We start from the raw sequence: 23,945 nt of genomic DNA, 5'->3' as shown, positions 1-23,945 counted from the left end.
GGCCAACATGAGCGAACAGGAAAAGACAGACGAATTCACTGAGCAGCCCCGGAAGAAGCTTTACCAGAGGCCTGATTTCCGCTTTGAACGCGTCTTCGAGACCCGGGCGCTGACTTGCGGCAAGCTGGCTGGCTCCGAGGGACAGTGTCAGTCTGCCCCGAAGGTTTCGTGATTGCCCAGTATGGATCGCTCGACGTCAGGCTGTGAGCTGGTGGCCGATGTAGTCGGAAGCTTCGGGGAAGCCCGTCTCAGAGTCACAGGGGCGAGTATGCTGCCGTCGATCTGGCCGGGAGATATGATTACAGTCCGCCGCCGCCCAATAAGCGCATTGAAGACAGGGCAAGTCATTTTGTTGCGAAGAGACGGAAATCTGGTGGCCCATCGAATTATCAACATTCACGGCGATTTCCTGACGACGCAGGGAGACACATTGCCCAACGCCGACCCTCCTGTTCGGGAACCCGATATTATCGGACAGGTTGTCGCTCTCATGCGCAACGGCCGCTGCATCGATCCCGTCCAGTCCCCATGGCAGCGTGTCAGTTCGGCGGTTCTGCGAAGATCGGATTTCTGCATGCGCATGACGCTGCGTCTGGGCCTCCGCCTGCAAGGAGTTTCATGCCCGAACTAACCGCTCCAGCAGGGCAGGAAATCATCATCGAGATCGGTGGCATGCCGGTTCAGGTTCGCAGTGAAAGCCCGGATTTTCTGCGTATGCTCGAGGAGCGTTATTCCGGTTTTCTCAATCCTGAGGCGCGCCCGGTCTTCGAATTTGATGTTGAACTGGCGGTGCCAGGAAGGGTCATCAGCGAAGAGGATATTGCCGTGCGGTTCAATTCAGGTCAATGGACCATCGAGCGCGGCGACCTGTACGCAGAGTGGGAACCGGCATCACATCGCGGACGGATCGTGCAATCAGCAAATCCATACGCAATCGATGCAGCGCTGCGGATCATCCACAGCCTGGTTCTGGCTCGTGAAGGCGGTCTGTTATTGCATGCGGCCAGCGCTGTTCGCAACGGCAGGGCATTCGCGTTCGCAGGTGTCTCTGAAGCGGGAAAGACAACCATTTCCCGCCTGGCGCCTTCGGACGTGACATTGCTCACCGACGAGATTTCCTACATTCGGTGCGACGGGCATGGTTACGTTGCATATGGCACGCCATTCGCTGGTGAATTGGCCAAAGTGGGAGAGAACGTCCAGGCTCCCCTCGCGGCCCTGTATCTTCTGCAAAAAGGACCGGAGAATGTCATCGAACGGGTGAAGGAAGGCGAGGCTGTTCGCCTGTTGCTGGAAAATGTGCTCTTCTTTGCTCATGACCAGGAGCTGGTGAACCTGGTTTTTGAATCAGCCTGCAAGCTGGTGAGCGCTGTGCCTGTGTACCGGCTGACCTTCTTTCCGGACAAACATGTATGGGAGCTGATTGCATGAGTCTTGTTTACATTGCCAGATCGGCGGCTGTGGCTGCGCGCTCGTTGGACGGCGAGATGATGATTATGTCCGCCAAAGACTCGACTTTGTTTACGCTCAATCCGGTGGCGACGCTGATCTGGCAGTCAGCCGATGGAAAGACACCTCTGGCAGAGATTGTCGAACAGAAAATTTGTGCGGAATTCGAAATCGATCTGGCAGAAGCCTTGAAGGACGCCGAAAGCTTTGTGAACAATTTGTCCAGCCACGGCATACTGGCTGTGTCCGGCGAACCGATCAGTCCCGAGAAGGCCATACACGGAGGCAAATGATGAGCCTGATGCAGGAGCTCGGACAGCGCGCGATGGACCGCGGAGTTCCGATCAGCGTGCAGCTCGACGTTACCTATCGCTGTAATGAGCGCTGTATCCATTGCTATCTCGACCATGACGATCACGGCGAGATGACGACCGGCGAAATCCGCGGTTTGCTCGATCAGTTGGCTGAAGCCGGCGTGTTCTTTCTTACGCTGAGCGGCGGCGAAGTTTTCATGCGCAGAGACTTCTTCGAGATCGTCGAGTACGCGCGTTCCTTGATGTTCTGCGTGAAGGTCAAGACCAACGCCTTCATGGTCCGGGAAGAAGAAGCGCAGCGCCTGCGTGATCTGGCAGTGCAGGAAGTGCAGGTCAGCATCTACTCTCATCGCCCGGAGGTGCATGACGCCATCACTCTGCTTCCGGGATCGCTGAAGCGGTCCATCGCCGGGATAAAGCTGCTGCGGGCCCACGGGGTAAAGGTGATCATCGCTAATGTTCTGATGATGCAGAACCTCAGCGACTATGCGGGAGTGAAAGCGCTGGCTGTGGAGCTGGGCGCAGAGTGCACCATCGATCCGACAATCACGCCGATGATGGATGGAAACCGGGATGTTCTCCGGCTGGGCTTAGACATACCTCAATTGCACGATGCGTTTCGTAAACCCGATCTGGTTGAAAGTGATATCGACGAGTTCTGCGCGCCTCCACCTGCGGTAGATGATGATGATCTGAAGCAAGTTCCGTGCAGCGCAGGCCATACCGCGTGCTATGTCTCGCCCTACGGAGATCTGTTTCCCTGCGTGCAGTTTCCTTTGCCCAGCGGCAATGTGCGCCGGCAGAAATTCATTGATATCTGGCGCGATTCCACGCAACTCAATGAAGTCCGTTCCATCACCGCTCGTGATTTGCCGGTCTGCTCAGGATGCGACCACGTTGGCACATGTACGCGCTGTCCCGGATTGGCTTACATGGAGGGAAACATGCGTGGTCCTTCTACGCAGGATTGCGAAAAATCTTTTGCCAGGACGGGAATTCCATCGGCCAACATGCGCCTGAAAAAAATCACTCCTGCGATCCACGGCCTGGTTCAGATCACCGTTCCGCTACCGCAATCCAGTCCTATATAAATCCTGGAAACCAGTATGTCGACAAAAACCAACGAAACTACATGGGACCCGGTCTGGGAGCAGATTTTCCAGAGCAGGGAATGGGGAAAGTACCCGCCGGAGCACGTGATTCGCTTTGTGGCGCGTAACTTTTACCGTGTCCCGAATCGCAGCAGGATTCGGTTGCTGGAAATTGGTTGCGGCCCAGGTGCGAATATATGGTTCATGGCCCGCGAAGGTTTTTCAGTAGCAGGTATCGACGGCTCACCGACTGCAATTCAAACAGCCACGCGCCGATTGCATGAGGAAGGCCTCACGGCTGACCTGCAGGCAGGCGATTTTGCGGTGTTGCCTTGGCCGGACAGCAGTTTCGATGGAGTAATCGAGAATGTAAGTCTCTATACCAATCCCTGGACCAGTATTCAACGTGCGCTGCATGAAGTGCTCCGCGTCCTTAAACCCGGTGCGCCGTTTCTATCGTCTTTCTTCACTGACCGGACGTGGGGATACGGCCAGGGAGAGATGATTGAACCCGACGGATTTGTGAATCTTCGTGAAGGCCCGCTTGCCGGCGCAGGTTTTTGTCTCTTCCTCAATCGCGCCAGAGTGCCGGAGCTTTTCTGCGATTTCTGCAATATCGAGGTAGAACGAATCGCCAAGACACTGGACGGCGAACAACATCTGGTAGAACAATTTGTAATTACATGCAGCAAGCCCGGGGCCGGCAGTAACTCATCCTTGTGATGCAGACTTCCTGATTCTGAAGATGAGGTTTGGAATTGTCCGGGAAATTTAAAATATGCCGAAAACCGCACTTGAGATGCTGGTTGCAGCGAACCCTGCAGATGCTGAGCGATGGCACGGGCTTGTTTCAAACTCCTCTGAACCCGATGTTTATTACCTGCCTGCATATGCCCTGGCAAGTGCAGAGATAGAGCGCTCCGAGCCGGTGGCCATCGTTGTTGGATCTGACCATTGCAGGTTTCTCGCTCCGCTTCTTGTGCGCAATATGTCGGCTGAAGTGAACAACTCCGGGATCAATTCCAGGATCGATTGGAGTGATGCGAGTTCTCCCTATGGCTATGGAGGCTTGCTGCGTGTTTCCAATGGGCAATCGATCGACGCCTGCGATCTCAGCGCCTTTTTTGATGACCTGCAAACATGGTGTTCAACGCGTGATTTGGTTTGCTGCGTCCTTCGATTGCATCCGCTGATGCGGCAGGACGAGTGGTTTAAAGCAGAAGAACCAAAACTCAGGATACGGTCCCGGGGATTGACTACAGCCATCGACCTCGAAAAATGGGATGAAGAGCGGGACCGGCCATCCAGCATGCGCAAGGGCAGGCGTTCCGATCTGGGCCTCGCACAACGTACATTGCGCGTCACCTGGACAAGCGGAGGAGACAGCGATGCCGAATCGGGCCTTCATCGCTTCTCTGCATTGTATGAACAGGCGATTGAAGATCGTCGTGCCAATGAGTTTTACAGATTTTCATCTTCCTACTTTTCTCGCCTGGCTGCGCTGGGCAGCCATCTTGGCATTGCTTTTGCATGGTTGGGCGATCAGCTTGCCGGAGCGAGTATTTTTCTTGCAGGGAGCGACTATGCTCATTACCACCTCGCGTGTGCGAATGAGATCGGCATGGAGCACGGCGCGGGGACGTTGCTCGTTGTGGAAGGCGCCAGGTGGGCAAGAAAGCATGGATGCAGGCTGCTGCATCTTGGCGGCGGATTGACTCCGGGCGATTCGCTGGAGGATTTCAAACGCAGTTTCGGCGGAGAGACATATCAATATACTTATCTGGTTTACGTGGCTGATTTGGAACGGTTCGAACAGCTCTGCCGCATATCAGATGCTCCATGGCCATATCTGGGCAAATGACTAGACTGAGGGCATGCAATTGAGAACCATCGGAGTCGTCACTACATCGCGCGCAGACTATAGCGGCTATCGCCCGCTGTTGAAGGCCTTTCAGGCCGATCCGGAAATATCGCCCAGGCTGTATGTCTCCGGCATGCATCTCTCTCCTGAGTTTGGGCTGACGGTCCGGTCTGTTGAAAACGATGGCATCGAGATAGCAGAACGCATCGAGATGCTACTCTCCTCCGATACTCCCGAGGCGATCGCAAAGTCTACGGGCCTGGGACTGATCGGATTTGGGCAGGCTTTCAGCAAGTACAAGCCGGATATTTTGGTTGTGCTCGGAGACCGCTATGAAATGCTTGCCGCGACTCTGGCTGCGCAGCCCTTCAAAATTCCAGTGGCCCATCTCAGCGGAGGTGAGTTGACGCAAGGCGCTATCGACGATGCGCTGCGCCACAGCATCACCAAATTAAGCCACCTCCATTTCGCTACTACTGAAGAGTACGCCCGCCGCGTCATTCAGCTGGGAGAAAATCCGGACCGTGTTTTTGTATCAGGCGAACCCGTGCTCGATAATATTTTGACCGCGCCGCAGCTTTCTCCCAAAGAATTGCAAAGCCGTTTTGGCGTTGATGTGAGGCGGCCATTTCTTCTTGTAACATTTCATCCGGTTACGCTCGAATATGAGCAGGTGGAGTGGCAGATCGACGAGCTTCTGGCAGCGCTTGAGCGCGCCGATTTTCCTGCCATCTTTACCATGCCCAACGCCGATACAGCTGGGCGTATCATCGCAACAAAAATCAGGCAGTGGATTCAATCGCATCCTGGCAAGGGCGAAATGGTCGACAACTTCGGCGCTGAAGCCTATCACAGCGTGTTATGCCGCACTGTTGCTGTTATCGGCAATTCCTCCAGTGGATTGATTGAAGCGCCTTCCTTCAAGGTCCCGGCAGTCAATATCGGTATCCGCCAGGCAGGGCGAATACGGGCGGCAAGTGTCATCGATGTTGGTCACGCCAGGGCCGATATTCTGGCAGGGATTCGAAAGGCTGTTTCCCATGAATTTCGTGAGTCTCTTCAGTCGCTGATAAACCCATATGCGAGCGCGACAAACTCGGCAGTATCCACAATCACGAATGTCCTGAAGCGAGTGGAACTGGGTGACTCCCTGTTGCAGAAGAGATTCCATGACCTGCCGGTCTGAAGGCTCCTCATTCCCATAACGGGGCCGGATAGGAAAATCATTCAACACTACCTGAGTTGATCCCGGCATTCAGCCGATAACCTCCTCAGTCGCAATTGTGACGACGAGGGAGGTCGAAAAATGAAGGCTGTGCATTGTCTGGTATTGGGGTTGGCGATTGCCGCAGAAGGGTGGATATGTGCAGCGCAGGTTGCCGGTACGGTGCAGTCTCCTTCTGATGAGACAGCGAAAGTGAATCTCATGCTGACAGACAACCACGCTACTGGCAGCGCGGTGCCTGATTTTCATTCGACATCAGGAACAGGGGTCGCAACGCTCCCGCTGACTCCTCGAGTTGCCGACTCAAAGTTTTTTTTGCTGAATGGGGCGCATTTAGGAATGGCGGTTTTTGATGTGGAGCTCACGCAGCGCTGCATTGCCGATCATCGTTGCCGCGAGACAAATCCCCTGATGCCCTCGTCACAGGCTGGTCAGCTAAGCGTCAACTTCGCGACCGTAGCCTGCAGCGCGGGCGTGAGTTATTGGCTTAAGAAGCACCACTCAAAGCTCTGGTGGCTGCTACCCGTCACCGGGATCGGCATCCATAGCATTGGCGTTGCTACTGGATTCGAACACCAGTAAATCTCGAAGCAAACATTGCCCTTACTGGTTCTGCCAGACATGCTTGTCTGCGTCGATCAGCTGCACGAGCTTGTCCGAGATGACCTTTTCGTCTGCAAGCGACGGATGCGAGTTGCACGCGCTGAAGCTCAGTCCATTCATGGGAAGAAACGTGAGGTGCCCGTCTCCCTGCTGTTTCAGTTGTTGGACAGCCTTTGCCGCCTCTGCCTCTATCTCACCGTTCGCCTTTTCCGTGGCCCACACGATGATATAGGCGTGGGGATTTCTTGTACGCAGCCTTTTGAGGAACTGCACGTAGGTCGCCTCATAGTCTGTATGCAGTTCGTCTCTGGTCTTCCAGTGCTCCCCTGGATTGAGCGGTGTAGAGAAATCATTGGTCCCCAGAGCAATGACAAAAACCTGCGGTTTCCAGGCGGGGTCGTTGTACTCCTGCTTTTTATCGAACAGCACGTACGGATACGCCTGCGGCAGCGTGTCTCCCTTGAAGCCGTTGTAATTGCGAACCACGCCGCGGCCTGAGATCGCATTGATCTGGTAATCGGCGCCATAGTGATCGGCTGTCAGCGGACCGAAGACCTTGGTGCTGTCTGTATCGGCCCAGACTTCGTCCTTAGTACACTCGTGCTTGTTGGAAAGGTTTCCGTAGCCGACTGTGTGTGAGTCGCCAATAAATTCTATCTGCCGGTGTCGCTGCGGAGGAGTGAGCGCCTTTTCTCCGGAGGGAATGGCAAACCCGCCGAATGCGTTCGGAGTGTCCTGGCTTTCTGTCGCAACTAGAACGCTGATTCGGTGCTCACCCTTGCTCAACCCTTCGATCGCATACACACCCGCCTCAGGCTTAACGAGCGGCGCACCCGGTTGCCCATCGACCACGATATGAAGGATCTGGTCGCCTCTCACCACTCGAAAAAATACACCAGTTCCCTGGAAAGCGGCGCGGAAGTAGCTTCCGGGCCACTGAGATGTAAAATCCTTGGCTCCGAAACTGTTTGCAGCGGTCGAAGGCGTTGCCAGCATTCGCCCGCCTGTGGACATCGCGAGGGGCTCAAGAGCGGGAAGTGTTGAAACTTTGTGCGCCGTCACGGGAGCTGCATATACGGAGGAGCCCAGGAACGCAACACAGGCTAACTCAAGCAAAAGCTTTTGGAATGGGCGGAGAATCGAGTGCATTGAATTCAATATACAGGCGGGGCAAACGCAGCCCGTGCGATGGTCGATGATTGTGCACTCCCAACCCTGAACAATTCTGTAAATTGGTGCAGGAAGACTCGGCGTCATCAGCGCCGCTCGCGCGTGAAACGTCAGAAGCATCTATAGTTCCTAAACGAGAGGCGAAGATGAGCTATGACAATTCGATTTGACGGGAGGACAGCGCTTGTTACCGGAGGCGCCATGGGGATCGGCGCTGCTACTGCGCGAAAGCTGTGTGAACTGGGTGCTTCCGTAGGCGTCCTCGACCGGGATGCAGAGGCCGCACAGGCGACTGTCGATACGCTTCTGAAGGCCGGTCACAAGGCAAGTGCATTTGTCTGCGATGTGAGCAACGAAGCAAGCGTGAAAGAGGCAATCGACGCAGTCCAGCAGCGCTATGGCGGGCTTCATGTATTGGTCAGCAATGCGGGCATACAGCGATACGGAGATGTTGTGGATACCAGCCCGCAAGCGTGGAATGAGACATTCGCCGTCCATGTACAGGGCTGTTTTTATCTGACGCGCTTTGGCATTCCGGCGATGATTGCTTCAGGCGGCGGTGCGATTGTGGTCGTCGGCTCCGTGCAGAGCCTGACTGCCGTAGCGCATTCTGCTGCGTATGTGGCAGCGAAGCATGCCTTGCTTGGAATGACGCGGTCCATTGCCCTGGACTATGCCCGGCAGAACATTCGGGCCAACTGCGTCTGCCCGGGATCGATTGATACTCCCATGATGCGCTGGTCAGCGAACTTATCAGGCTCACCGGAAAAACTTCTGGAGACCTGCAGGCGAATGCATCCGATTGGCCGTATCGGCACACCGGAGGAGGTGGCCAATGCGATCGTTTTCTTAGCGAGCGACTGGGCGTCCTTCATCACCGGTACATCTTTAGTCGTTGACGGCGGGTTGCTGATTCCGTCCGGCGGCATGGGCTTTCAGGAGTCCGGCATCGGCACAACAGGCAATGAGCACTAGAGGCCATCAGGAACCGTTCAAAGGAAATCAATGAAACGAAGAGATGTGTTGAAGAGCTTGACCATGGCTGCCAGCGGTGTGCTTTGGTCCAGACCAGCATGGAGTCAAGCCGCGAGTGAAGCGGACAGCAAGGCGCCGCACAAACTGGCGGCGCCCATTCGCGGGATCACGAGAAGAGACGGGATGGTTTTGCAGCCTCTGCAGATGACTGTTCAAAATGGCGGGGCCGGTGCTGTAGCTGTCACAAAACTTGATGGCGTTGAGATAGACCGCCGGACCTTGCAAAGTGGCATCAACAATTTTGAGCTCTATCTCAAACCAGTCACGAAGCCGCGGTCAGCCAACGTGTCCGTCGAGATCAACGGAGCAGTGCAGACACAGAACGTAGAGCTGAAACCTGTACGCGAGATGCTGATCTACGTGCTTCCTCATTCGCATCATGACCTTGGATATACCGATCTGCAGGCAAATGTGGAAGAAAAACAGATGCAGAATATTGTGCGCGGAATCGAGCTCGCCCGAAAGACTGCAGGCTATCCCGAAGGGTCGCGTTTCGTATGGAACCTGGAGGTGCTGTGGGGCGCCGATCTGTATATGAAGCGAAAGCCGGACGAGGCAAAGGCCGAGTTCATCGATGCAGTTCGAAAGGGCTGGATTGGACTGAATGGGTCTTACGCAAATGAGCTGACAGGCCTGTGCCGGTCTGAAGAGCTGTTGCAGCTTTTTCGCTATGGAACCATTCTCGGTAGGCAGTGTGGCGTCAAGGTGGAATCCGCGATGATGAGCGATGTTCCAGGGTTTTCCTGGGGAACAGTGCCGGCAATGTCTCAGGCCGGGATCAGATATTTTTCCGCCGCGCCGAATTATTTCGACCGCATCGGCAGCTTCATGGTCGCATGGCAGGACAAGCCGTTCTGGTGGGTCTCGCCTTCAGGAAAAGAAAAGATTCTCTTCTGGGTTCCATGGACGGGCTATGCGTTGTCTCATGTCATGAAGCTCGGGCCGGACTTCGTAGCAAAGTATCAGGATCGAATGGATGAAGTGAATTATCCCTACAGCATTTCCTACATCCGCTGGTCAGGGCATGGAGATAACGCAGAGCCTGATCCTGAAATAAGCGAGTTTGTACGATCCTGGAACGAGAAATATGAGTGGCCGCGTTTTGCCATTGCATCGACGACGACAGCCTTCTCGGCATTTGAAAAGCGCTATGGAAGCCAGTTACCGCAATATCGCGGCGATCTGACTCCGTATTGGGAAGACGGCGCCGGGTCTTCGGCACGGGAGACGCTGCTCAGTCGCGGAGCTGCTGATCGCCTGAGCGAGGCCACTGCACTGTGCGCAATGAATGGTTCCAGAAGCTATGATCCTGCAGCCTATGACGCCGCCTGGAGAAATATCCTGCTCTACTCCGAACATACCTGGGGTGCCTGGTGCAGCGTATCCGACTCCGAAAGTCCTTTTACAAAAAAGCAGTGGGAAGTAAAACAGGCATTTGCTGTAGATGCGGACAGGCTGTCTCGAGATCTCCTGCATGCCGCTCTTGCTCAATCTGCCTCTGCTGCTACATCTCACATTGAGATTCTTAATACGACATCATGGGACCGAACAGAGATCGTTTACCTCGCACATGATCTGTCGTCGGTTGGCGACCATGTCGCCGACCACACAGGAAGACCTGTGCCTTCGCAGCGGTTCTCAACAGGTGAACTGGCTGTGCTGATCACGAATGTGCCTGCCTTCGGAAGCGCTACCTATACGATCTCGCCGGGGAAAGCACATCATCCTGCGGTTCCAGCGTCCGTTAAGGATGGAGTCCTCGAAAATGGCCTGGTCCATGTGAAAGTCGATGAGCTCACTGGAAACATCACTGAACTGAATCTGCACGGCAATCCTCAGAACCTGGCAGATAAACAGAACGGAAACAGCATCAACGAATTTCTATTTCTTTCCGGCAGCGATACAGGACACCTGCAACGCAGTGGGCCAGTCAGAATCTCTGTCGAGGAGAATGGCCCTCTTATTGTGTCGGTCAGGATTGAATCGTCTGCGCCGGGTTGTAACAGCCTGGTCCGGCGTCTGCGCCTTGCCGCAGGGATGAACCATCTGGAACTTTTCAACCTGGTAGATAAGCAGCGGGCTCCACTCAATCCTCATCCCGGAGAAGGCGGCCCGGGAGGTGAATTTGCGCAAAGAGGCTCGAAGGAAAGCATTCAGTTCGCCTTCCCCTTCGCAGTTCCGGACGGGAAAATGTCAATGGACACCGCATTGGGCAATATGCAGCCTGAAGTAGATCAGCTACCAGGTTCCTGCAAAAACTGGATGCCGGTCGGTCGCTGGATCGACGTTTCCAATAGAGATTATGGAGTGACCTGGGCCACGCTGGATGCTCCTCTTGTTGAAGTGGGAACCATCAGCGCCACAATGCTTGGCTCGCAAAGAAATCCTGATATCTGGCGAAAGCACATCGACAAAACACAAACGTTCTATTCCTGGGTAATGAACAATCACTGGGGAACAAACTATCGTGCTTACCAGGAAGGCCCCGTTGAGTTCCGTTACGCGCTACAACTCCACAAGGGAAACAATGCCGCAGCAGCCAGCCGCTTCGCAATAGGCCTGTCTCAGCCGTTGCTGGCAATGCGTTCCGCTCAATCAAGACCTGCTCCATATTCATGGCTGCGTGTTGAACCGGAGGATGTGGTCGCGCTTACGCTTAAGCCGAGCGACGATGGAGAATCGTGGATCGTACGTCTCTTTGGCGCTTCGGGCGAGACAAAACAGGCCAGGCTGGTATGGCCGACTCCTGTAGCGACTAAAGTGTGGCGCAGTAATCTGGCTGAAGAGAAACTGAGCCCGGAATCCAAAGACATCGTAGTCGGCGGATGGGAATTGGTAACACTGAGAATTGACAGGTCATAATTACGCCCGATGGAAACGACTTCGTCCCCTCTTATGTAACTGTTACCTCAGTTTTGTCAGCGTTCGATAAATCCTTTCCTGAATCCTTTGATATCTTCTCGCCAGAGAAGTAGCCATAGACCACGGGTACAAGAATCAGCGTCAGCAGCGTGGAACTCAGCAATCCTCCAATGACCACGATAGCGAGCGGTCGCTGAATCTCAGAGCCTGGTCCGCTGGCGAAGAGAAACGGCACGAGGCCAAGTGCTGCAACCGTTGCTGTCATCATTACCGGCCGGAAGCGGAGGCGTGTGCCTTCGCGAATCGCTTCGTGTTGGGAAAGCCCTTCTTCACGGAGCTTGCGGATGTAGGAGACGAGGACGACTCCGTTCAGCACAGCGATGCCCCAAAGGGCGATGAATCCAACAGAAGCAGGAACGGAAAGATACTCGCCTGAAAGAAACAGTCCGATGACTCCTCCGATAGAAGCCAGGGGCAACACAGTGATGATGAGCGCCGCAAAGCGAACTGACTTGAAGAGGATGAAGAGCAGGAAGAATATCCCTCCGATCGTGATAGGGACGATGATCATCAGGTGATGCAACGCACGTTGCATATTATGGAACTGCCCACCCCACTCGATGTAGTAACCAGCGGGTAACTGCACCTGATTTCCAACCTTGTCCTGCAATTCGGCTACAAAGCCGCCAAGATCTCTACCTTGTACATTGACGCCGATAACAATGCGGCGCTTGCCCATGCTGCGATTGATCAGCGCAGGGCCCTCGACCACGCGAATGCTTGCTAAATCCTCGAGAGGGATTTTGGGGCCATCGGGAGAGCTGATCTGCAGTTCGCGAATGTCAGGGACGCTGTCGCGCAGATTCTGGGGAAGACGCACGACTGCCTGGAAGCGGCGCTCCCCCTCATAAATCTCGGTCGATGATTTACCGGCGATTGCAGTTTCGATCACATCGTTTACATCCGCAGCATTGAGCCCATAACGCGCGATGGCGCTGCGGTCGATGCTGATATTGAGATACTGCTGGCCTCCTACGCGGTCGACACGCGTATCTTGCGTTCCCTGAACTGTGTTGGCGATGCTGGCGATCTGCCGTGCTTTTTCGACGAGAGTATCCAGATCATCGCCGTACAGCATGACAGCGACATCGGCGCGCACTCCTGACACCATTTCATCCACGCGGTCAGAGATGGGCTGCGACATCACCAGATTGATTCCCGGCAGGGCCGCAAGCCCTTTGCGCATCTGCTCCGCAATCGATTCCTGTGACATGCCGTGTGGTCGTTTATCAAAGGGTGTCAACGACGCGAGCACATCGGCTTCATTGGGCCCTGCAGGATCAGCTGGAGATTCGCCGCGGCCAACACGCGAGACCACGTTATCTACTCCGGGAACCTTGAGCATGATGCGCTGCATCGCCATTTCCATGCGCAGAGACTCATCGAGTGAGATATTGGGAACGCGATCTGCGTTGGGCGAGAGAGTTCCTTCCTGCATTTCGGGAATAAATGCTGTGCCCAGGAATGGGAAGAGGCAAAGCGCAACGATGAAAAGCGAGACTACCGTCACGACAGTTACTTTGCGGTGCGAAAGAGCCCAATGCAGGAGCGCGCTGTAGGGGCGGCGAATCTGCCGCACGAGCCAGGTGTCATCTTCCGAGCCGCCCTTCAGTAGATACAAAGAAAGTACGGGCGAAAGAGTGAGCGAAAGAATCAGAGAGATGCCAAGCGCAATGGCGATGGTGTAAGCCAAAGGAGAAAACATCTTGCCTTCCATGCCTTCGAGCGTCATAAGCGGAAGGAAGACAATAATAATGATAGTTACGCCGAAGACGACCGGAGTCGCGACTTCCGCTACTGCGGCAAGAGTGAGCTTCAGCCTGTCAGCGGGTGATCTGGGGTCGTGTCCGGTATGATGCGCATGACTTAGCCGCGAGAACACATTTTCAACTACAACCACGGAGCCATCCACCATCAATCCAATGGCAATTGCAAGGCCGCCCAGCGACATGAGGTTTGCGGAAAGCCCGATCTTATTCATGACGAGAAACGTAAGCAGCGGCGTTAGAATCAGCGTTGCGCACACAATCAGGCTGGAGCGCACATCTCCAAGAAAGAAAAACAGAATGATGATGACGAGGATGATGCCTTCGCCCAACACCTCAGTCACGGTATGGATGGCCGCGTCGACAAGCTGCGAACGGTCGTAATAGGGAACGATGCGAAGACCACCGGGAATCATGTGCTTGGCGTTGATCTCGGCGACACGCTCCTTGACGTGGCTCACAATTTCTTTCGCATTACCGCCCGATGTCATCAGCACAACGCCGCCCACAGCTTCGGTATAGCCGTTCTTGATCATGGCGCCATAGCGGACTTCTGTGCCCAGCCGCACCTCAGCCACATCGCGGATATAGACAGGAGTTGCACCGCTCTCTTTCACAACAATGTTGCGGATATCGTTGAGATCGCGAATCAGCCCCACGGAGCGGATGAGGTATTGTTCGGCGTGCTGCGGCAGAATGCCTCCGCCGGCGTTCGCGTTATTGTTGGAAAGTGCGTTGCGCACATCCTGTATCGTCAGGTTGTAATAGCGAAGCTTCTGAGGATCGACCAGAGTTTCATACTGCTTTACATAGCCGCCGGTAGAATTGATCTCAGCCACACCTGGGATGGAGCGCAGCAGTGGACGCACGACCCAATCCTGCACCGTCCGGCGTTCGATCAGTTCTTCTCTGGTCAGAGGACGCTTGCCGTCATCCGGTGTTTCCAATGTGTATTGGTAGACCTCGCCGAGAGCATTGGTGATCGGCCCAAGCACTGGCGTTACGCCTTCGGGCATCTTGTCGCGCAGCTCGTTCAGACGTTCTGAAACCATCTGCCGTTCGAGATACACGCTGCGTCCATCTTCAAAAACCAGTGTGATCAGCGAGAGGCCAGGTTTGTTCAGCGAGCGCATATCGGTCATGCCCGGAAGGCCGGTCATGGCAATTTCAACGGGAATGGTGATGAAGCGCTCCACCTCTTCCGGCGATTTTCCTGGCGCCTCGGTTGCGATCTGTACTTGAACGTTCGTTACGTCAGGAAAGGCATCAACGGAAAGCTGTTGCGCTGCGTGAATGCCGAAAGCACAGAGAATCGCTGCCACAACAACAAGAATGAGCCGATGCTTCAGCGCAGAATGTACGATATTCGGCAGCATGAGCTATTCGCTCCCTTTGATGGCGTTCTGTTTGCGCTGGTTGTTGAGGTGGAAGGCGCCATCGAGCACAATTTTCTCGCCGGGGTTGATTCCACTTTCCAGAATGCGATCATCGTTAGACTCGCCGTCCAGTGTTACTTCGCGGAGCTTGTACTTACCTGGATTCAGCTCAACGAAGACATTATCTTTGTTGTTTTCCCGCACAATGGCCGTGGAGGGAATGACTGTCCTGCGCTCGCTGTGATCGATGAAGGTCATGTTGGCGAGCATTGCAGGTTTAAAGATGCCTCGCGGATTGGCAAGGTCCATGCGCACGGGAATGGTGCGCGTCGCCGGATCGACAACAGGAGAAACATAAGAGAGCTGGCCTTCTACTTTCTCGTCAGGCAGAGAGGGAACGTTGACCACTACATGCATTCCTCTGTGCAGTCTTCCGGCGCTCTCTTCAGGCACATCGGCAACAAGCCACACGTTCGAAAGATCGGCGACCATGAAAGCAATCTCCGCGGGCTGTACAATCTGGCCGAGCGTGACTTTGCGTTCCAATACTGTGCCGGAGATCGAAGAGACAATCGGGTAATCGGCATTCAACTGGCGCGTCGTTTCGAGCTTCTTGATCGCAGCATCGGTCATGCCCAGTCCTCGCAACTGGGTACGAAAAGCTGATGCCTCTGTACTGGCCTGCAGCAGTTCTGCGCGGCGGCGCTCCAGCTCAGCACTGCCGATCACGTCAGCCTTGACCAGCTGCTCAGCGCGATTTGTTGCCTGCTCAGCGAGAGCCTGCTGCGAGAATGCTTTGATGAAAGCGAACTGCGTATCGGATAGATCAGTGCTGTGAAGTGTCGCCAGGGCAGAGCCATTGCGCACATATTGGCCTTCGAGCACTAGAAGTTTGATGATGCGCCCGGCAACCGGTGAACCCACGCGCGCGATGCGGCTTGCATCGGTTTCAATGCGCGCGGCGACCTTAAGCGAGTTGGCTACATCGTGAACCTGTGGCTCGCCAATCTTTAACTGCGAAGCAAGCGTCGAGTCGATCGTCACTTCTGTGGGGTCAGCTTGAGATTTAGCGGCAGTTTTCTCGGCGGAAGCTTTCGATCTGCCGCAGCTGTTCATCACAGACATGCCAATCAAAATGATTGAAGCAATGATGCAGAGAAGAATCGGCCTCATCCTCAGTGCAGATTGTGTGGTCGTCACGGTCTTCCTCCAGGCGTGATGGCGCCGAGTTCTTCGAGATCGATCAATGCAGACTGGCGTGCATACTGCGCATCCAGCAGGTCACCGCGCACGCTTTGCAGCACACGCTGTGCGTCGAGCACTTCCACAATGCCGCGTTCGCCGGAGTGGTATGCTGCCTGTGCGGCTTCAACGGCGCTTTCTGCTTCATGCAGTGATCCGGCCTGCAGCGATGTAACCTGCTGGTCTGCGAGCTGGTACTGTTCATAGGCACGTTCAAGGGCGGAAATAATCTCGAGCTGCCGCTGGTCGCGCGCGGCTGTGGATTCGCGAACAGAAGCTGCGGCTTCCTGGATAGGACCGCGCTTACGGTCCCAGATCGGCAGCGGAACTTGCACACCGATGCGCCAGTACGTTACATCGGGCTGGCGCTCATATTCGCCGAAGAGCACAGGCCTGGGTATACGAAGCGCTTTCTGCTCCTGAAGCCCGGCTTCGGCAACCAGAACATCTGTGCGCACCTGTTCCATCACAGGATGTTTGCGCAACACTGCTTCCCGCAATTCAGGCAACGGTTGCAGTTGCATGGCGGGATCGAGTATTCCTTGTGGATCAAGATTTCTATCAGCTGGCGCTGCTATGGCGACGCGCAGCACGGCGATGGAATCTGCGAGATGAATCTGTGCGCTTCGCAGCATAAATCGCGCGCGCGCGAGTTCCGCTTCGGCGCGGGTCAGTTCCAGCCGGCCCTTTTCGCCGACTCGTACTTCTATTTCCACGCGCCGCCGCAGGTCTTCTACCAGGGTGAGATTTTCCTGCGCCTGAGCGATCTCTTCTTTACGACGGAGCACGTCATAGAAAGCATGTTTTACATTTGCCACAACAAAAAGCTGTTCGCCTGCCAATGAGAAGTCGCTGCTGGTGCGTCCCAGCTGGGCGACGCGCTGTCTGGCGCTCCGCTCCGAAGGAATCTCTATCGTCTGGTAGGCTGCATAGTGCTGCAACAGACCCGGCACTCCGGGATTGGATATAGGCCGCGAGTCCTGGTGCCCGGCAAAATACTCCACCTGGGGATTGATATAAGACCTGGCCGTTTGCGTGGAAGCGGCAGCGCGGGCAGATCTGGCAGCAGCCGCATTGAGCCGCGGGCTGTTCTTTTCTGCAAGAGCCAATGCTTCGTCAAGAGTCAGTGGCTGCGAGGAGTCTACTGCCGATTCCGGAGCAGAAGGCAACTGCGCAGGAGGACCGGCTGGTTGTTGGGCCTCGGCAATGCAGGACAGAACCATGATGAGTAACGCGAGAAGTCGAGATTGCACGCAGACTTATAGGCAATCGTGGTTCCAAAGCAAAACCCTATGAAAATGATGGCGGATGCGCGCGGCTACTGTCCCATTCGGTACACCTGCGACTTTCTGCTGTACAGAAACGTGCAATTGAATGCGCACATGGCCAGCGCTAAAGTATGCCTGCATTTCATCCAGAACAATTGGATAGAGAATTGCAAAAGGAATCGGCTATGCAGCCCAGGTTCTCGGCTTCAGAAACAGCTGGCGCGGTCTCATTGTGGCTGGAAGCGCATCCACCCATCCTCGCATGGGAAAATAAGAAGATAATGTCCACATCCTGGGCAAATCTGCGGAGCGCGCGCTGGAAAGCCGCGTATATCGGCGCACTGATTCTGCTCTTGGCGGTTGCTACGTGGTTCACGCCGCCTCATGCCATTGAGTGGCATAACATCCTGCATCATTTAAACTTTCTTCCCTTCATGATGGCGGGAATGATCTTCGGCTGGCGTGGAGCGCTCTGGGCGCTTCTTTTTGGCGTCATAATTCAGGCGCCCGGCATCGCGCGCCACTGGAGTTCGTGGCCCATGGATGCACAGGACCAGGTCGTCGAGTTAAGCATCTTCGGAGCAGCAGGTGTCATTGCGGGATTTCTTTCCGATCGCGAGCGCGTGCAGAGAAAGCGCGTGGAAATAACCAAGGCTGAGCTGGAACAGGTTTATACCGAGCTGCGCCAGAAGATCGACCAGATGAAAAAAGCGGAACGCTTATCCGCGGCCGGACAGCTTGCAGCCAGCCTCGCGCATGAGATTCGCAACCCGCTGGCTTCTATTTCTGGTGCTGCGGGTATCCTGAAGCGAGGTCACGCCTCCGCAGCAAATACGGATGAATGTTTGGGAATTCTTGAAAAAGAGTCACAGAGGCTCAATAAGCTTCTAACCAACTTTTTGGACTTTGCGCGGCCGCGGCTGCCGCGCTATCAACATGTCGATCCCGCCAACCTGATCGAATCCGTTGCCAGCCTCGCGCGCCATTCGGCCATTCTGCACGATGTGGAGCTTGTCGTTGATGACCATTGCACCACACAGACAATGGAGTGCGACGCGGAACAGCTGAAACAGGTGCTGTTAAATCTCATCCTCAATGCAGTGCAGGCGACAGAAGGAAAGGGGCAGGTCTACATTTGTTGTTTCGATACGCAGGATAGTCTTTGTATCGAAATCCGTGATGAAGGCAGTGGGATTGCTCTCGATCAGCAGGACAAGATATTCGATCCTTTCTTTACGACGAAAGAGAGTGGCACGGGGCTTGGCCTCGCTATCGCTGCCAATATCGTCGAGCAGCACGGAGGCATTCTGACAGGGAACAACAATCCGGATAAAGGTATGACCTTCCGCCTGGAGCTTCCACTCAGCCGTCCATTAAAACCAGGAGAAGTTGCTATCGCCCATGAGCTCTAATCGAATTCTTGTGGTTGATGACGACAGCAGCCTTCGCAGCGTCATGAAGATGCAGCTCGAAGAAGCGGGCTATCAGGTGTCGCTTGCATCCGATGGCGCGGAAGCGTATGACAAGCTGCGTGAAATCAGACCGCAGCTGGTGATTACCGATCTCAGAATGCCCACAAGCGGCCTCGATCTTCTGCGCCGAGTTGCGGCAGAAGATATACAACCGACGCTGATCATCATCACGGCGTTTGGAACTGTCGAAACCGCAGTGCAGGCCATGAAGCTGGGCGCATACGATTACGTGACCAAGCCGTTGGACTTCGAAGAACTGGTTCTTGTCGTTCATCGAGCCATGGAGCGGCAGAACCTGCTCGAAGAAGTGCGCCATCTGCGCTCGGCGCTCGATCAACGATATGGATTTGAAGGCATCATTGGCCACTCCAAAAGTTTTCTGCGTGTTCTCGATCAGGCAGCGCGCGTTGCCCAGCATGATTCAACTGTGCTCATTCATGGCGAAACCGGAACCGGCAAGGAATTGCTGGCCCGCGCCATCCATCACAACAGCCGCCGCAAAGCGAAGCCTTTCGTCACCATCAACTGCGGAGCCATCCCCAAGGACCTGGTGGAAGCGGAGCTCTTCGGTTATACGCGCGGCTCATTTACCGGCGCACACACTACGCGAGCAGGAAAAATAGAAGCTGCGGATGAAGGAACGCTCTTTCTCGATGAGATTGGCGAGCTTCCTTTGGATGCCCAGGTAAAACTGTTGCGAGTGTTGCAGCAGGGTGAGATTTCAAAGATCGGGGCCTCCGAAACAGCGCATGTTAGTGTGCGCGTGATCGCCGCTACGCACCGCAACCTGCAGGCTATGATTGAAGATGGCACATTTCGTGAAGATCTGTATTACAGGCTTGCGGTGGTGCCATTGCATCTGCCTTCGCTGCGGGAGCGGAAAGAAGATATTCCGGAGCTCGTAGAGCACCTTTTCCAAAAAGCAAAAGAACGTCATGGCATTACAGATGTCCAACTGGCGCCGTCCATCATGCCTTATCTTGCCGCGTACCGCTGGCCCGGAAACGTGCGTGAGCTCGAGAATGTAGTTGAGCGCCTGCTTGTGCTCAGCCCACATCCATCCATTGGAGAGGCTGAGTTGCCGGAAGAGATTCGCCGCGTTCAGCCCAATGCTTCGTCATTGCGTATCGATCTACCGGATGAAGGGATCAGCCTCGAGGGCGTTGAGCGGGAACTGATCATGCGTGCCCTTGAGCGCTTCAACGGTAATCAAACGCACGCGGCAAAATATCTTGACATCAGTCGCCGAACCCTCATCTACCGTATTGAAAAGTACGGATTATCCTGAATCCCGAGACTTGGCCACCCAGTCAAGCAAATTTCTTTCTGATTAAGTCCTAGATTGAACCACATATCTGTAATGGCAAAAATAGCGATGAGGTGCTTATGTGGTCTGACCAATGCAGCAGGAAATTCTATTCCGCAAACAAATGTGAAGTTAAAATTCATGCCGACTTTATAGCAAATGTCTTAATATGAAGGCCCGAAATAAATCGCTTTTGTGAGGGGATTTTAGGCCTATCGTTCCGGAGGCGTTCACGTGTATTCCTGGTCCAGGTCCATTGCGTTTCTCTGTAGTTTAGTCGTAACAACAGCCTTGGCTCAGAGTTCTCCTCCTGTTCCGCCAGATGCTTTTACCGCTGAACAAGACCACCAGAACATGATGGATCAATTGGGCATCAAGGCACTTCGCCCTGGTCCAAGCGGAAATGAAAAGGCTCCGAATCATGCCAACTACGATGAGTCCAAAGCGAACCCATATCTGAACGTCCCTGATCCACTTGTCATGAACGATGGCCAGAAGGTGACAACGCCGGAGATGTGGTGGAAGAAGCGCCGGCCTGAGCTGGTGGAAATGTTCTCAAAGTACGTTTATGGCCGCGTCCCGGCGGATGTGCCTGGCGTCCAATGGACCGTCACTGCTGTGGATCATGAAATGATCGGCCCAACCCCGGTGATTGCGAAAGATCTCATCGGAGAGGTAGACAATTCGTCTTACACGGCGATCCATGTGCGCATCCATATGACACTGGTTACGCCTGCGAACGTCCGCAGGCCTGTTCCTGTGCTCATGATGTTTACGCGCGCCGGATTTCCCAGCCCCCACGAGCCTTCGCCCGAGGAGTTCGAACGCATTAACCGTACGTGGAAAAATCTGCTCATCCAGCAGGATCCTTCATTGAAGGATGTCTTCGAACAATATCCTGCGTGGCAGCCTGTGAAGGCGACGCCCTTCCAGGTCCCACAGATGAACGAAGATGGTGATCCTCCCAACACCTGGCAGCTTGTGGCCGCAGGCTGGGGATTTGTCCTCTTTGATCCGGCCAGCGTTCAAGCTGACAACGCGGCCGGCCTCACCAGCGGCATCATCGGACTGGTGAACAAGGGCCAGCCGCGAAAGCCCGAAGACTGGGGCGCTCTGCGTGCCTGGGCCTGGGGAGCGGGCCGCGGCCTCGATTATCTTGAAACCGATCCGGCAGTCGATGCCAAGCATGTTGGCGTTGAAGGAGTGTCGCGCTATGGAAAGGCGGCGCTGGTTACCATGGCATTTGATCAGCGCTTCGCGATGGTACTGGTGGGCTCTTCCGGAAAGGGTGGAGCTACGCTGCTGAGGCGTAACTTCGGTGAAGCGGTGGAGAGCCTTACGGGCGGCGAGTACTACTGGATGGCTGGCAATTTTCTAAAGTATGGCGCATCGGAGGCTACGTTTGGCAGCAGTACACCGGACGACATTCCTGTTGATTCTAACGAGCTCATTACTCTCTGCGCTCCACGGCTTACATTTATCAGCTATGGCATCCCCGCTAAAGGAGACGCCAAGTGGCTCGATCACCAGGGGAGTTTTATGGCTGCAGTTGATGCCAGCCGTGTCTTTGCGTTGCTCGGCACCAAAGGCTTTGGAGTAGAGGACCGTTATCGTACAGCGAAGATGCCTCCTGTCAATCAAGGCCTGCTCGATGGCCAGCTTGCATGGCGCCAACACGATGGCGGCCACACTGATGCGCCAAACATGAAATGGTTCATCCAGTGGGTCAATAAGTTCATTGGACATGCTCCGCCACAGTAAGCGCCGATCTATGTTACGCTGCTACAAAGCTGACTTACTTGACTAAGCATAACTTCAGGAGAGCAAAATGATCCGAACCTTCAAGAAGTTATTGCCGAGTGGCAAGCATCACCGAAAGTTATTACTCGGCCCTGCAGCGGGATGTGTGATGGAGATTGATTTCAGCTGCCACCTTAGAGCATATCTTGGACTCTATGAATTCGAGTTGTTGCCTCATTTCAAGCGGATGGTGTCACAGGGCTCGAAATGCTTTGATCTGGGCGGAAGAGACGGGTACGATGCGCTGATGATGGCGAACATCTCGCGAGCCAGTGTGGTTTCGTTCGAGTGCGAACATCGAGAGGCCGAGAACATGCGGAAAACCTTTTCGAAAAACCCGGGATTGTCGATTCAGGTTGTCGAAGCTTATGTTGGATCAGAATGCAGCGATGGCTACATCACCATAGATCGTGCTGCACAGGAATTGTTTGTTCCAGACTTCATCAAAATGGATATCGAAGGCGCAGAAGATAAGGCTTTAGAAGGTGCCTCGAAGACGTTGACGGAATATCGGCCTAGCCTGATCGTTGAAGTCCATGGCGCTGACAAAGAGGAGAGATGCACCTCTATTTTGCGTGAGTTTGGATATCGTGTTCTTGTCGTGAATCAGAACAAGATATTAAAAGAGCCTGCTCGAGGCAGAGGGCATAACCGCTGGCTTGCCGCATACCCGCGTGCAGCTTGAATTTTCCAATGAAGTGACGGCTAGGCCTTCTTCAGAGCGACGCGGTTGAGCAGTACGTAACCGCAGATGCCTGCTGACAATGAGGCAGTTAGCACAGCCGTTTTTGCTGCATCGAGTTGAGCAGGATCATCGAATGCCAGTGCGCTGATGAAAAGTGACACCGTGAAGCCGATTCCCGCGAGTACGCCCACGCTTGCGATATGACTCCAGTGTACTGTGCCCGGAAGCTGAGCGATCCCGAGTTTCACAGCCAGCCAGCATGCTCCCGTAATACCAAGTGGTTTGCCGAGGAACAGTCCCAACAACACTCCCCAGGCAAGCGGGCTGTGTAGCAGAGACAGCCATGTACTGATGGAGAATGTCACACCCGCATTTGAGAGTGCAAAGAGAGGCAGCACTACGAATGCGATCCAATCGTGCAGTTTTCTGGTAATGCGGTCGGCGGGCGACTCTGTGCTTGCGATCAAATACTCCATTGCTCCCAGTTGGCGGTTGGCGAGTGAGGTATCGCCTTCAGCTCGCGCTTTGCGAAAATTGTCCAGCATTTCGCCGCATAGTTCGCTGAATTGATCAAGAGAGACGCTGGATGTGACAGGCACGAGAAACCCCAGGATGACTCCGGCGATGGTGGCGTGGATTCCGGAACGAAGCGTGGCGAGCCAGACACCGAAGCCCAGCGCAGCGTAGATGATCTGACGGCCGATTCCGAGTTTGCGGCAGAGCACAATGACCGCAAGCAGCAAAGCTGCGATCATTAGGTAGTTCAGATGCAGCGTGTCGGTGTAGAACACGGCGATGACACCGATGGCGCCGATGTCATCGGCGATAGCGAGCGAGAGCAGGAAGACCTTCAGCTCGGCGGGGATGCCTTTGATGAGCGCAAGTACGCCGAGCGAGAAGGCGATATCAGTTGCCATCGGAACACCCCAGCCATGCGCTCCGGCTCGTCCGTAGTTGAAGGCTGCGTAAATCAATGCTGGAACAACCATGCCGCCGGCGCCCCCGCAGATGGGTAGCGCAGCGCGGCGAAGGTCGGCTAGCTCACCGTGGACGATCTCCTGCTTGATCTCCATGCCGACCAGAAAGAAGAACAGCGCCATCATGGCGTCGTTGATCCATGCATGCACGGGCAGCCTCAGGCCTGACAGCGTCAGCTCGATATGCCAGATGTGATAGTACGACGCGCTCCACGGAGAGTTGGCCCAGATCAGCGCTATGACTGCGGCAGCCAGCAGGAAGGCGCTGCTCACTCCCTGCGTGTGAATGAACTGCTGAATAGGAAGCTGTACCGTACGCGTGATTAACGACTCGCGTACTTGCAGTTTTAGTTCGCCGAGTGTGCGTGCCGGTATCGTCATGG

General features: G+C 54.8%; 20 protein-coding genes. 15 read left to right on the top strand and 5 right to left on the bottom strand.

Annotated elements, in window-relative coordinates; all coding sequences use genetic code 11:
- Positions 1-7: 7 nt before the first annotated feature.
- The 9 genes from AC5S16_RS03420 to AC5S16_RS03380 all read left to right on the top strand — a co-directional run bounded on the left by AC5S16_RS03420 (position 8) and on the right by AC5S16_RS03380 (position 6,522).
- Complete coding sequence (locus AC5S16_RS03420; protein ID WP_493928605.1) at positions 8-172, top strand: hypothetical protein; 165 nt, start codon at positions 8-10, stop codon at positions 170-172.
- Between the two features lie 9 nt (positions 173-181).
- On the top strand, positions 182-631 hold the full coding sequence (locus tag AC5S16_RS03415) for a S24/S26 family peptidase (protein ID WP_493928604.1): 450 nt from the start codon (positions 182-184) through the stop codon (positions 629-631).
- On the top strand, positions 619-1,431 hold the full coding sequence (locus tag AC5S16_RS03410) for a hypothetical protein (RefSeq protein ID WP_493928603.1): 813 nt from the start codon (positions 619-621) through the stop codon (positions 1,429-1,431). The genes AC5S16_RS03415 and AC5S16_RS03410 overlap by 13 nt, the downstream gene beginning before the upstream one ends.
- Entirely contained in the window at positions 1,428-1,742 is a 315-nt protein-coding gene (locus tag AC5S16_RS03405; protein WP_493928602.1) for a PqqD family protein, read from the top strand. The genes AC5S16_RS03410 and AC5S16_RS03405 overlap by 4 nt, the downstream gene beginning before the upstream one ends.
- Positions 1,739-2,854 (top strand): radical SAM/SPASM domain-containing protein, encoded by a 1,116-nt coding sequence (locus AC5S16_RS03400; RefSeq protein WP_493928601.1) that lies wholly within the window; start codon positions 1,739-1,741, stop codon positions 2,852-2,854. Before AC5S16_RS03405 ends, AC5S16_RS03400 begins: the two co-directional genes overlap by 4 nt.
- Before the next feature lie 15 nt (positions 2,855-2,869).
- A complete protein-coding gene (locus AC5S16_RS03395) occupies positions 2,870-3,577 on the top strand; it encodes a class I SAM-dependent methyltransferase (RefSeq protein ID WP_493928600.1) in 708 nt (235 codons plus the stop codon).
- A 55-nt stretch (positions 3,578-3,632) separates the two neighbouring features.
- Positions 3,633-4,715: a GNAT family N-acetyltransferase gene (locus AC5S16_RS03390; RefSeq protein WP_493928599.1), complete on the top strand. Its 1,083-nt coding sequence runs from the start codon at positions 3,633-3,635 to the stop codon at positions 4,713-4,715.
- Between the two features lie 13 nt (positions 4,716-4,728).
- Entirely contained in the window at positions 4,729-5,901 is a 1,173-nt protein-coding gene (gene neuC / locus AC5S16_RS03385) for a UDP-N-acetylglucosamine 2-epimerase (RefSeq protein WP_493928598.1), read from the top strand.
- A 120-nt stretch (positions 5,902-6,021) separates the two neighbouring features.
- On the top strand, positions 6,022-6,522 hold the full coding sequence (locus AC5S16_RS03380) for a hypothetical protein (protein ID WP_493928597.1): 501 nt from the start codon (positions 6,022-6,024) through the stop codon (positions 6,520-6,522).
- Positions 6,523-6,543: 21 nt separating this feature from the next.
- Here the strand turns inward: AC5S16_RS03380 and AC5S16_RS03375 are convergent, their stop codons facing one another.
- Positions 6,544-7,539, bottom strand: coding sequence for an SGNH/GDSL hydrolase family protein (locus AC5S16_RS03375; protein WP_493928596.1), 996 nt, complete (start codon positions 7,537-7,539; stop codon positions 6,544-6,546).
- Positions 7,540-7,866: 327 nt separating this feature from the next.
- On the opposite strand from AC5S16_RS03375, the gene AC5S16_RS03370 reads away from it, so the two are divergent.
- Both AC5S16_RS03370 and AC5S16_RS03365 read left to right on the top strand, forming a co-directional pair.
- Positions 7,867-8,688 carry an SDR family NAD(P)-dependent oxidoreductase gene (locus tag AC5S16_RS03370; RefSeq protein ID WP_493928595.1) on the top strand — a complete coding sequence of 274 codons (822 nt, stop codon included), beginning with the start codon at positions 7,867-7,869 and terminating at the stop codon, positions 8,686-8,688.
- 204 nt (positions 8,689-8,892) lie between these two features.
- A complete protein-coding gene (locus AC5S16_RS03365) occupies positions 8,893-11,610 on the top strand; it encodes a glycoside hydrolase family 38 N-terminal domain-containing protein (protein WP_493928594.1) in 2,718 nt (905 codons plus the stop codon).
- Positions 11,611-11,641: 31 nt separating this feature from the next.
- On the opposite strand, the gene AC5S16_RS03360 is transcribed toward AC5S16_RS03365, so the two are convergent.
- From AC5S16_RS03360 to AC5S16_RS03350, 3 genes are read right to left on the bottom strand one after another with little or no spacing between them, the layout of a single operon-like run.
- Positions 11,642-14,812 (bottom strand): efflux RND transporter permease subunit, encoded by a 3,171-nt coding sequence (locus tag AC5S16_RS03360; protein WP_493928593.1) that lies wholly within the window; start codon positions 14,810-14,812, stop codon positions 11,642-11,644.
- Positions 14,813-14,815: 3 nt separating this feature from the next.
- Positions 14,816-16,012 (bottom strand): efflux RND transporter periplasmic adaptor subunit, encoded by a 1,197-nt coding sequence (locus AC5S16_RS03355; protein WP_493928592.1) that lies wholly within the window; start codon positions 16,010-16,012, stop codon positions 14,816-14,818.
- Positions 16,009-17,307, bottom strand: coding sequence for a TolC family protein (locus tag AC5S16_RS03350; RefSeq protein WP_493928591.1), 1,299 nt, complete (start codon positions 17,305-17,307; stop codon positions 16,009-16,011). Before AC5S16_RS03350 ends, AC5S16_RS03355 begins: the two co-directional genes overlap by 4 nt.
- Positions 17,308-17,603: 296 nt before the next feature.
- Here AC5S16_RS03350 and AC5S16_RS03345 point away from each other — a divergent pair, with 296 nt between their 5' ends.
- The 4 genes from AC5S16_RS03345 to AC5S16_RS03330 all read left to right on the top strand — a co-directional run bounded on the left by AC5S16_RS03345 (position 17,604) and on the right by AC5S16_RS03330 (position 22,585).
- Positions 17,604-18,734 (top strand): sensor histidine kinase, encoded by a 1,131-nt coding sequence (locus tag AC5S16_RS03345; RefSeq protein WP_493928590.1) that lies wholly within the window; start codon positions 17,604-17,606, stop codon positions 18,732-18,734.
- Entirely contained in the window at positions 18,724-20,082 is a 1,359-nt protein-coding gene (locus AC5S16_RS03340) for a sigma-54-dependent transcriptional regulator (protein ID WP_493928589.1), read from the top strand. The genes AC5S16_RS03345 and AC5S16_RS03340 overlap by 11 nt, the downstream gene beginning before the upstream one ends.
- Before the next feature lie 372 nt (positions 20,083-20,454).
- Entirely contained in the window at positions 20,455-21,861 is a 1,407-nt protein-coding gene (locus tag AC5S16_RS03335; protein WP_493928588.1) for a glucuronyl esterase domain-containing protein, read from the top strand.
- 67 nt (positions 21,862-21,928) lie between these two features.
- Positions 21,929-22,585: an FkbM family methyltransferase gene (locus AC5S16_RS03330; protein ID WP_493928587.1), complete on the top strand. Its 657-nt coding sequence runs from the start codon at positions 21,929-21,931 to the stop codon at positions 22,583-22,585.
- A 20-nt stretch (positions 22,586-22,605) separates the two neighbouring features.
- Here AC5S16_RS03330 and nhaA read toward each other — a convergent pair whose 3' ends face one another.
- On the bottom strand, positions 22,606-23,943 hold the full coding sequence (gene nhaA, locus AC5S16_RS03325) for a Na+/H+ antiporter NhaA (RefSeq protein WP_493928586.1): 1,338 nt from the start codon (positions 23,941-23,943) through the stop codon (positions 22,606-22,608).
- Positions 23,944-23,945 lie beyond the last annotated feature (2 nt).

The sequence above is a fragment of the Acidobacterium sp. FHG110202_01 genome (genome assembly GCF_059115305.1).
This window is presented reverse-complemented; position numbering and strand designations above follow the sequence as displayed.

What these genes read in the sequence shown, in the direction of transcription:
- AC5S16_RS03420 (WP_493928605.1), top strand. Translation starts at nt 8, where the DNA reads ATGAGCGAACAGGAAAAGACAGACGAATTCACTGAGCAGCCCCGGAAG.
- AC5S16_RS03415 (WP_493928604.1), top strand. Translation starts at nt 182, where the DNA reads ATGGATCGCTCGACGTCAGGCTGTGAGCTGGTGGCCGATGTAGTCGGA.
- AC5S16_RS03410 (WP_493928603.1), top strand. Translation starts at nt 619, where the DNA reads ATGCCCGAACTAACCGCTCCAGCAGGGCAGGAAATCATCATCGAGATC.
- AC5S16_RS03405 (WP_493928602.1), top strand. Translation starts at nt 1,428, where the DNA reads ATGAGTCTTGTTTACATTGCCAGATCGGCGGCTGTGGCTGCGCGCTCG.
- AC5S16_RS03400 (WP_493928601.1), top strand. Translation starts at nt 1,739, where the DNA reads ATGATGAGCCTGATGCAGGAGCTCGGACAGCGCGCGATGGACCGCGGA.
- AC5S16_RS03395 (WP_493928600.1), top strand. Translation starts at nt 2,870, where the DNA reads ATGTCGACAAAAACCAACGAAACTACATGGGACCCGGTCTGGGAGCAG.
- AC5S16_RS03390 (WP_493928599.1), top strand. Translation starts at nt 3,633, where the DNA reads ATGCCGAAAACCGCACTTGAGATGCTGGTTGCAGCGAACCCTGCAGAT.
- neuC (WP_493928598.1), top strand. Translation starts at nt 4,729, where the DNA reads ATGCAATTGAGAACCATCGGAGTCGTCACTACATCGCGCGCAGACTAT.
- AC5S16_RS03380 (WP_493928597.1), top strand. Translation starts at nt 6,022, where the DNA reads ATGAAGGCTGTGCATTGTCTGGTATTGGGGTTGGCGATTGCCGCAGAA.
- AC5S16_RS03375 (WP_493928596.1), bottom strand. Translation starts at nt 7,539, where the DNA reads ATGCTGGCAACGCCTTCGACCGCTGCAAACAGTTTCGGAGCCAAGGAT.
- AC5S16_RS03370 (WP_493928595.1), top strand. Translation starts at nt 7,867, where the DNA reads ATGACAATTCGATTTGACGGGAGGACAGCGCTTGTTACCGGAGGCGCC.
- AC5S16_RS03365 (WP_493928594.1), top strand. Translation starts at nt 8,893, where the DNA reads ATGACTGTTCAAAATGGCGGGGCCGGTGCTGTAGCTGTCACAAAACTT.
- AC5S16_RS03360 (WP_493928593.1), bottom strand. Translation starts at nt 14,812, where the DNA reads ATGCTGCCGAATATCGTACATTCTGCGCTGAAGCATCGGCTCATTCTT.
- AC5S16_RS03345 (WP_493928590.1), top strand. Translation starts at nt 17,604, where the DNA reads ATGTCCACATCCTGGGCAAATCTGCGGAGCGCGCGCTGGAAAGCCGCG.
- AC5S16_RS03340 (WP_493928589.1), top strand. Translation starts at nt 18,724, where the DNA reads ATGAGCTCTAATCGAATTCTTGTGGTTGATGACGACAGCAGCCTTCGC.
- AC5S16_RS03335 (WP_493928588.1), top strand. Translation starts at nt 20,455, where the DNA reads ATGATGGATCAATTGGGCATCAAGGCACTTCGCCCTGGTCCAAGCGGA.
- AC5S16_RS03330 (WP_493928587.1), top strand. Translation starts at nt 21,929, where the DNA reads ATGATCCGAACCTTCAAGAAGTTATTGCCGAGTGGCAAGCATCACCGA.
- nhaA (WP_493928586.1), bottom strand. Translation starts at nt 23,943, where the DNA reads ATGACGATACCGGCACGCACACTCGGCGAACTAAAACTGCAAGTACGC.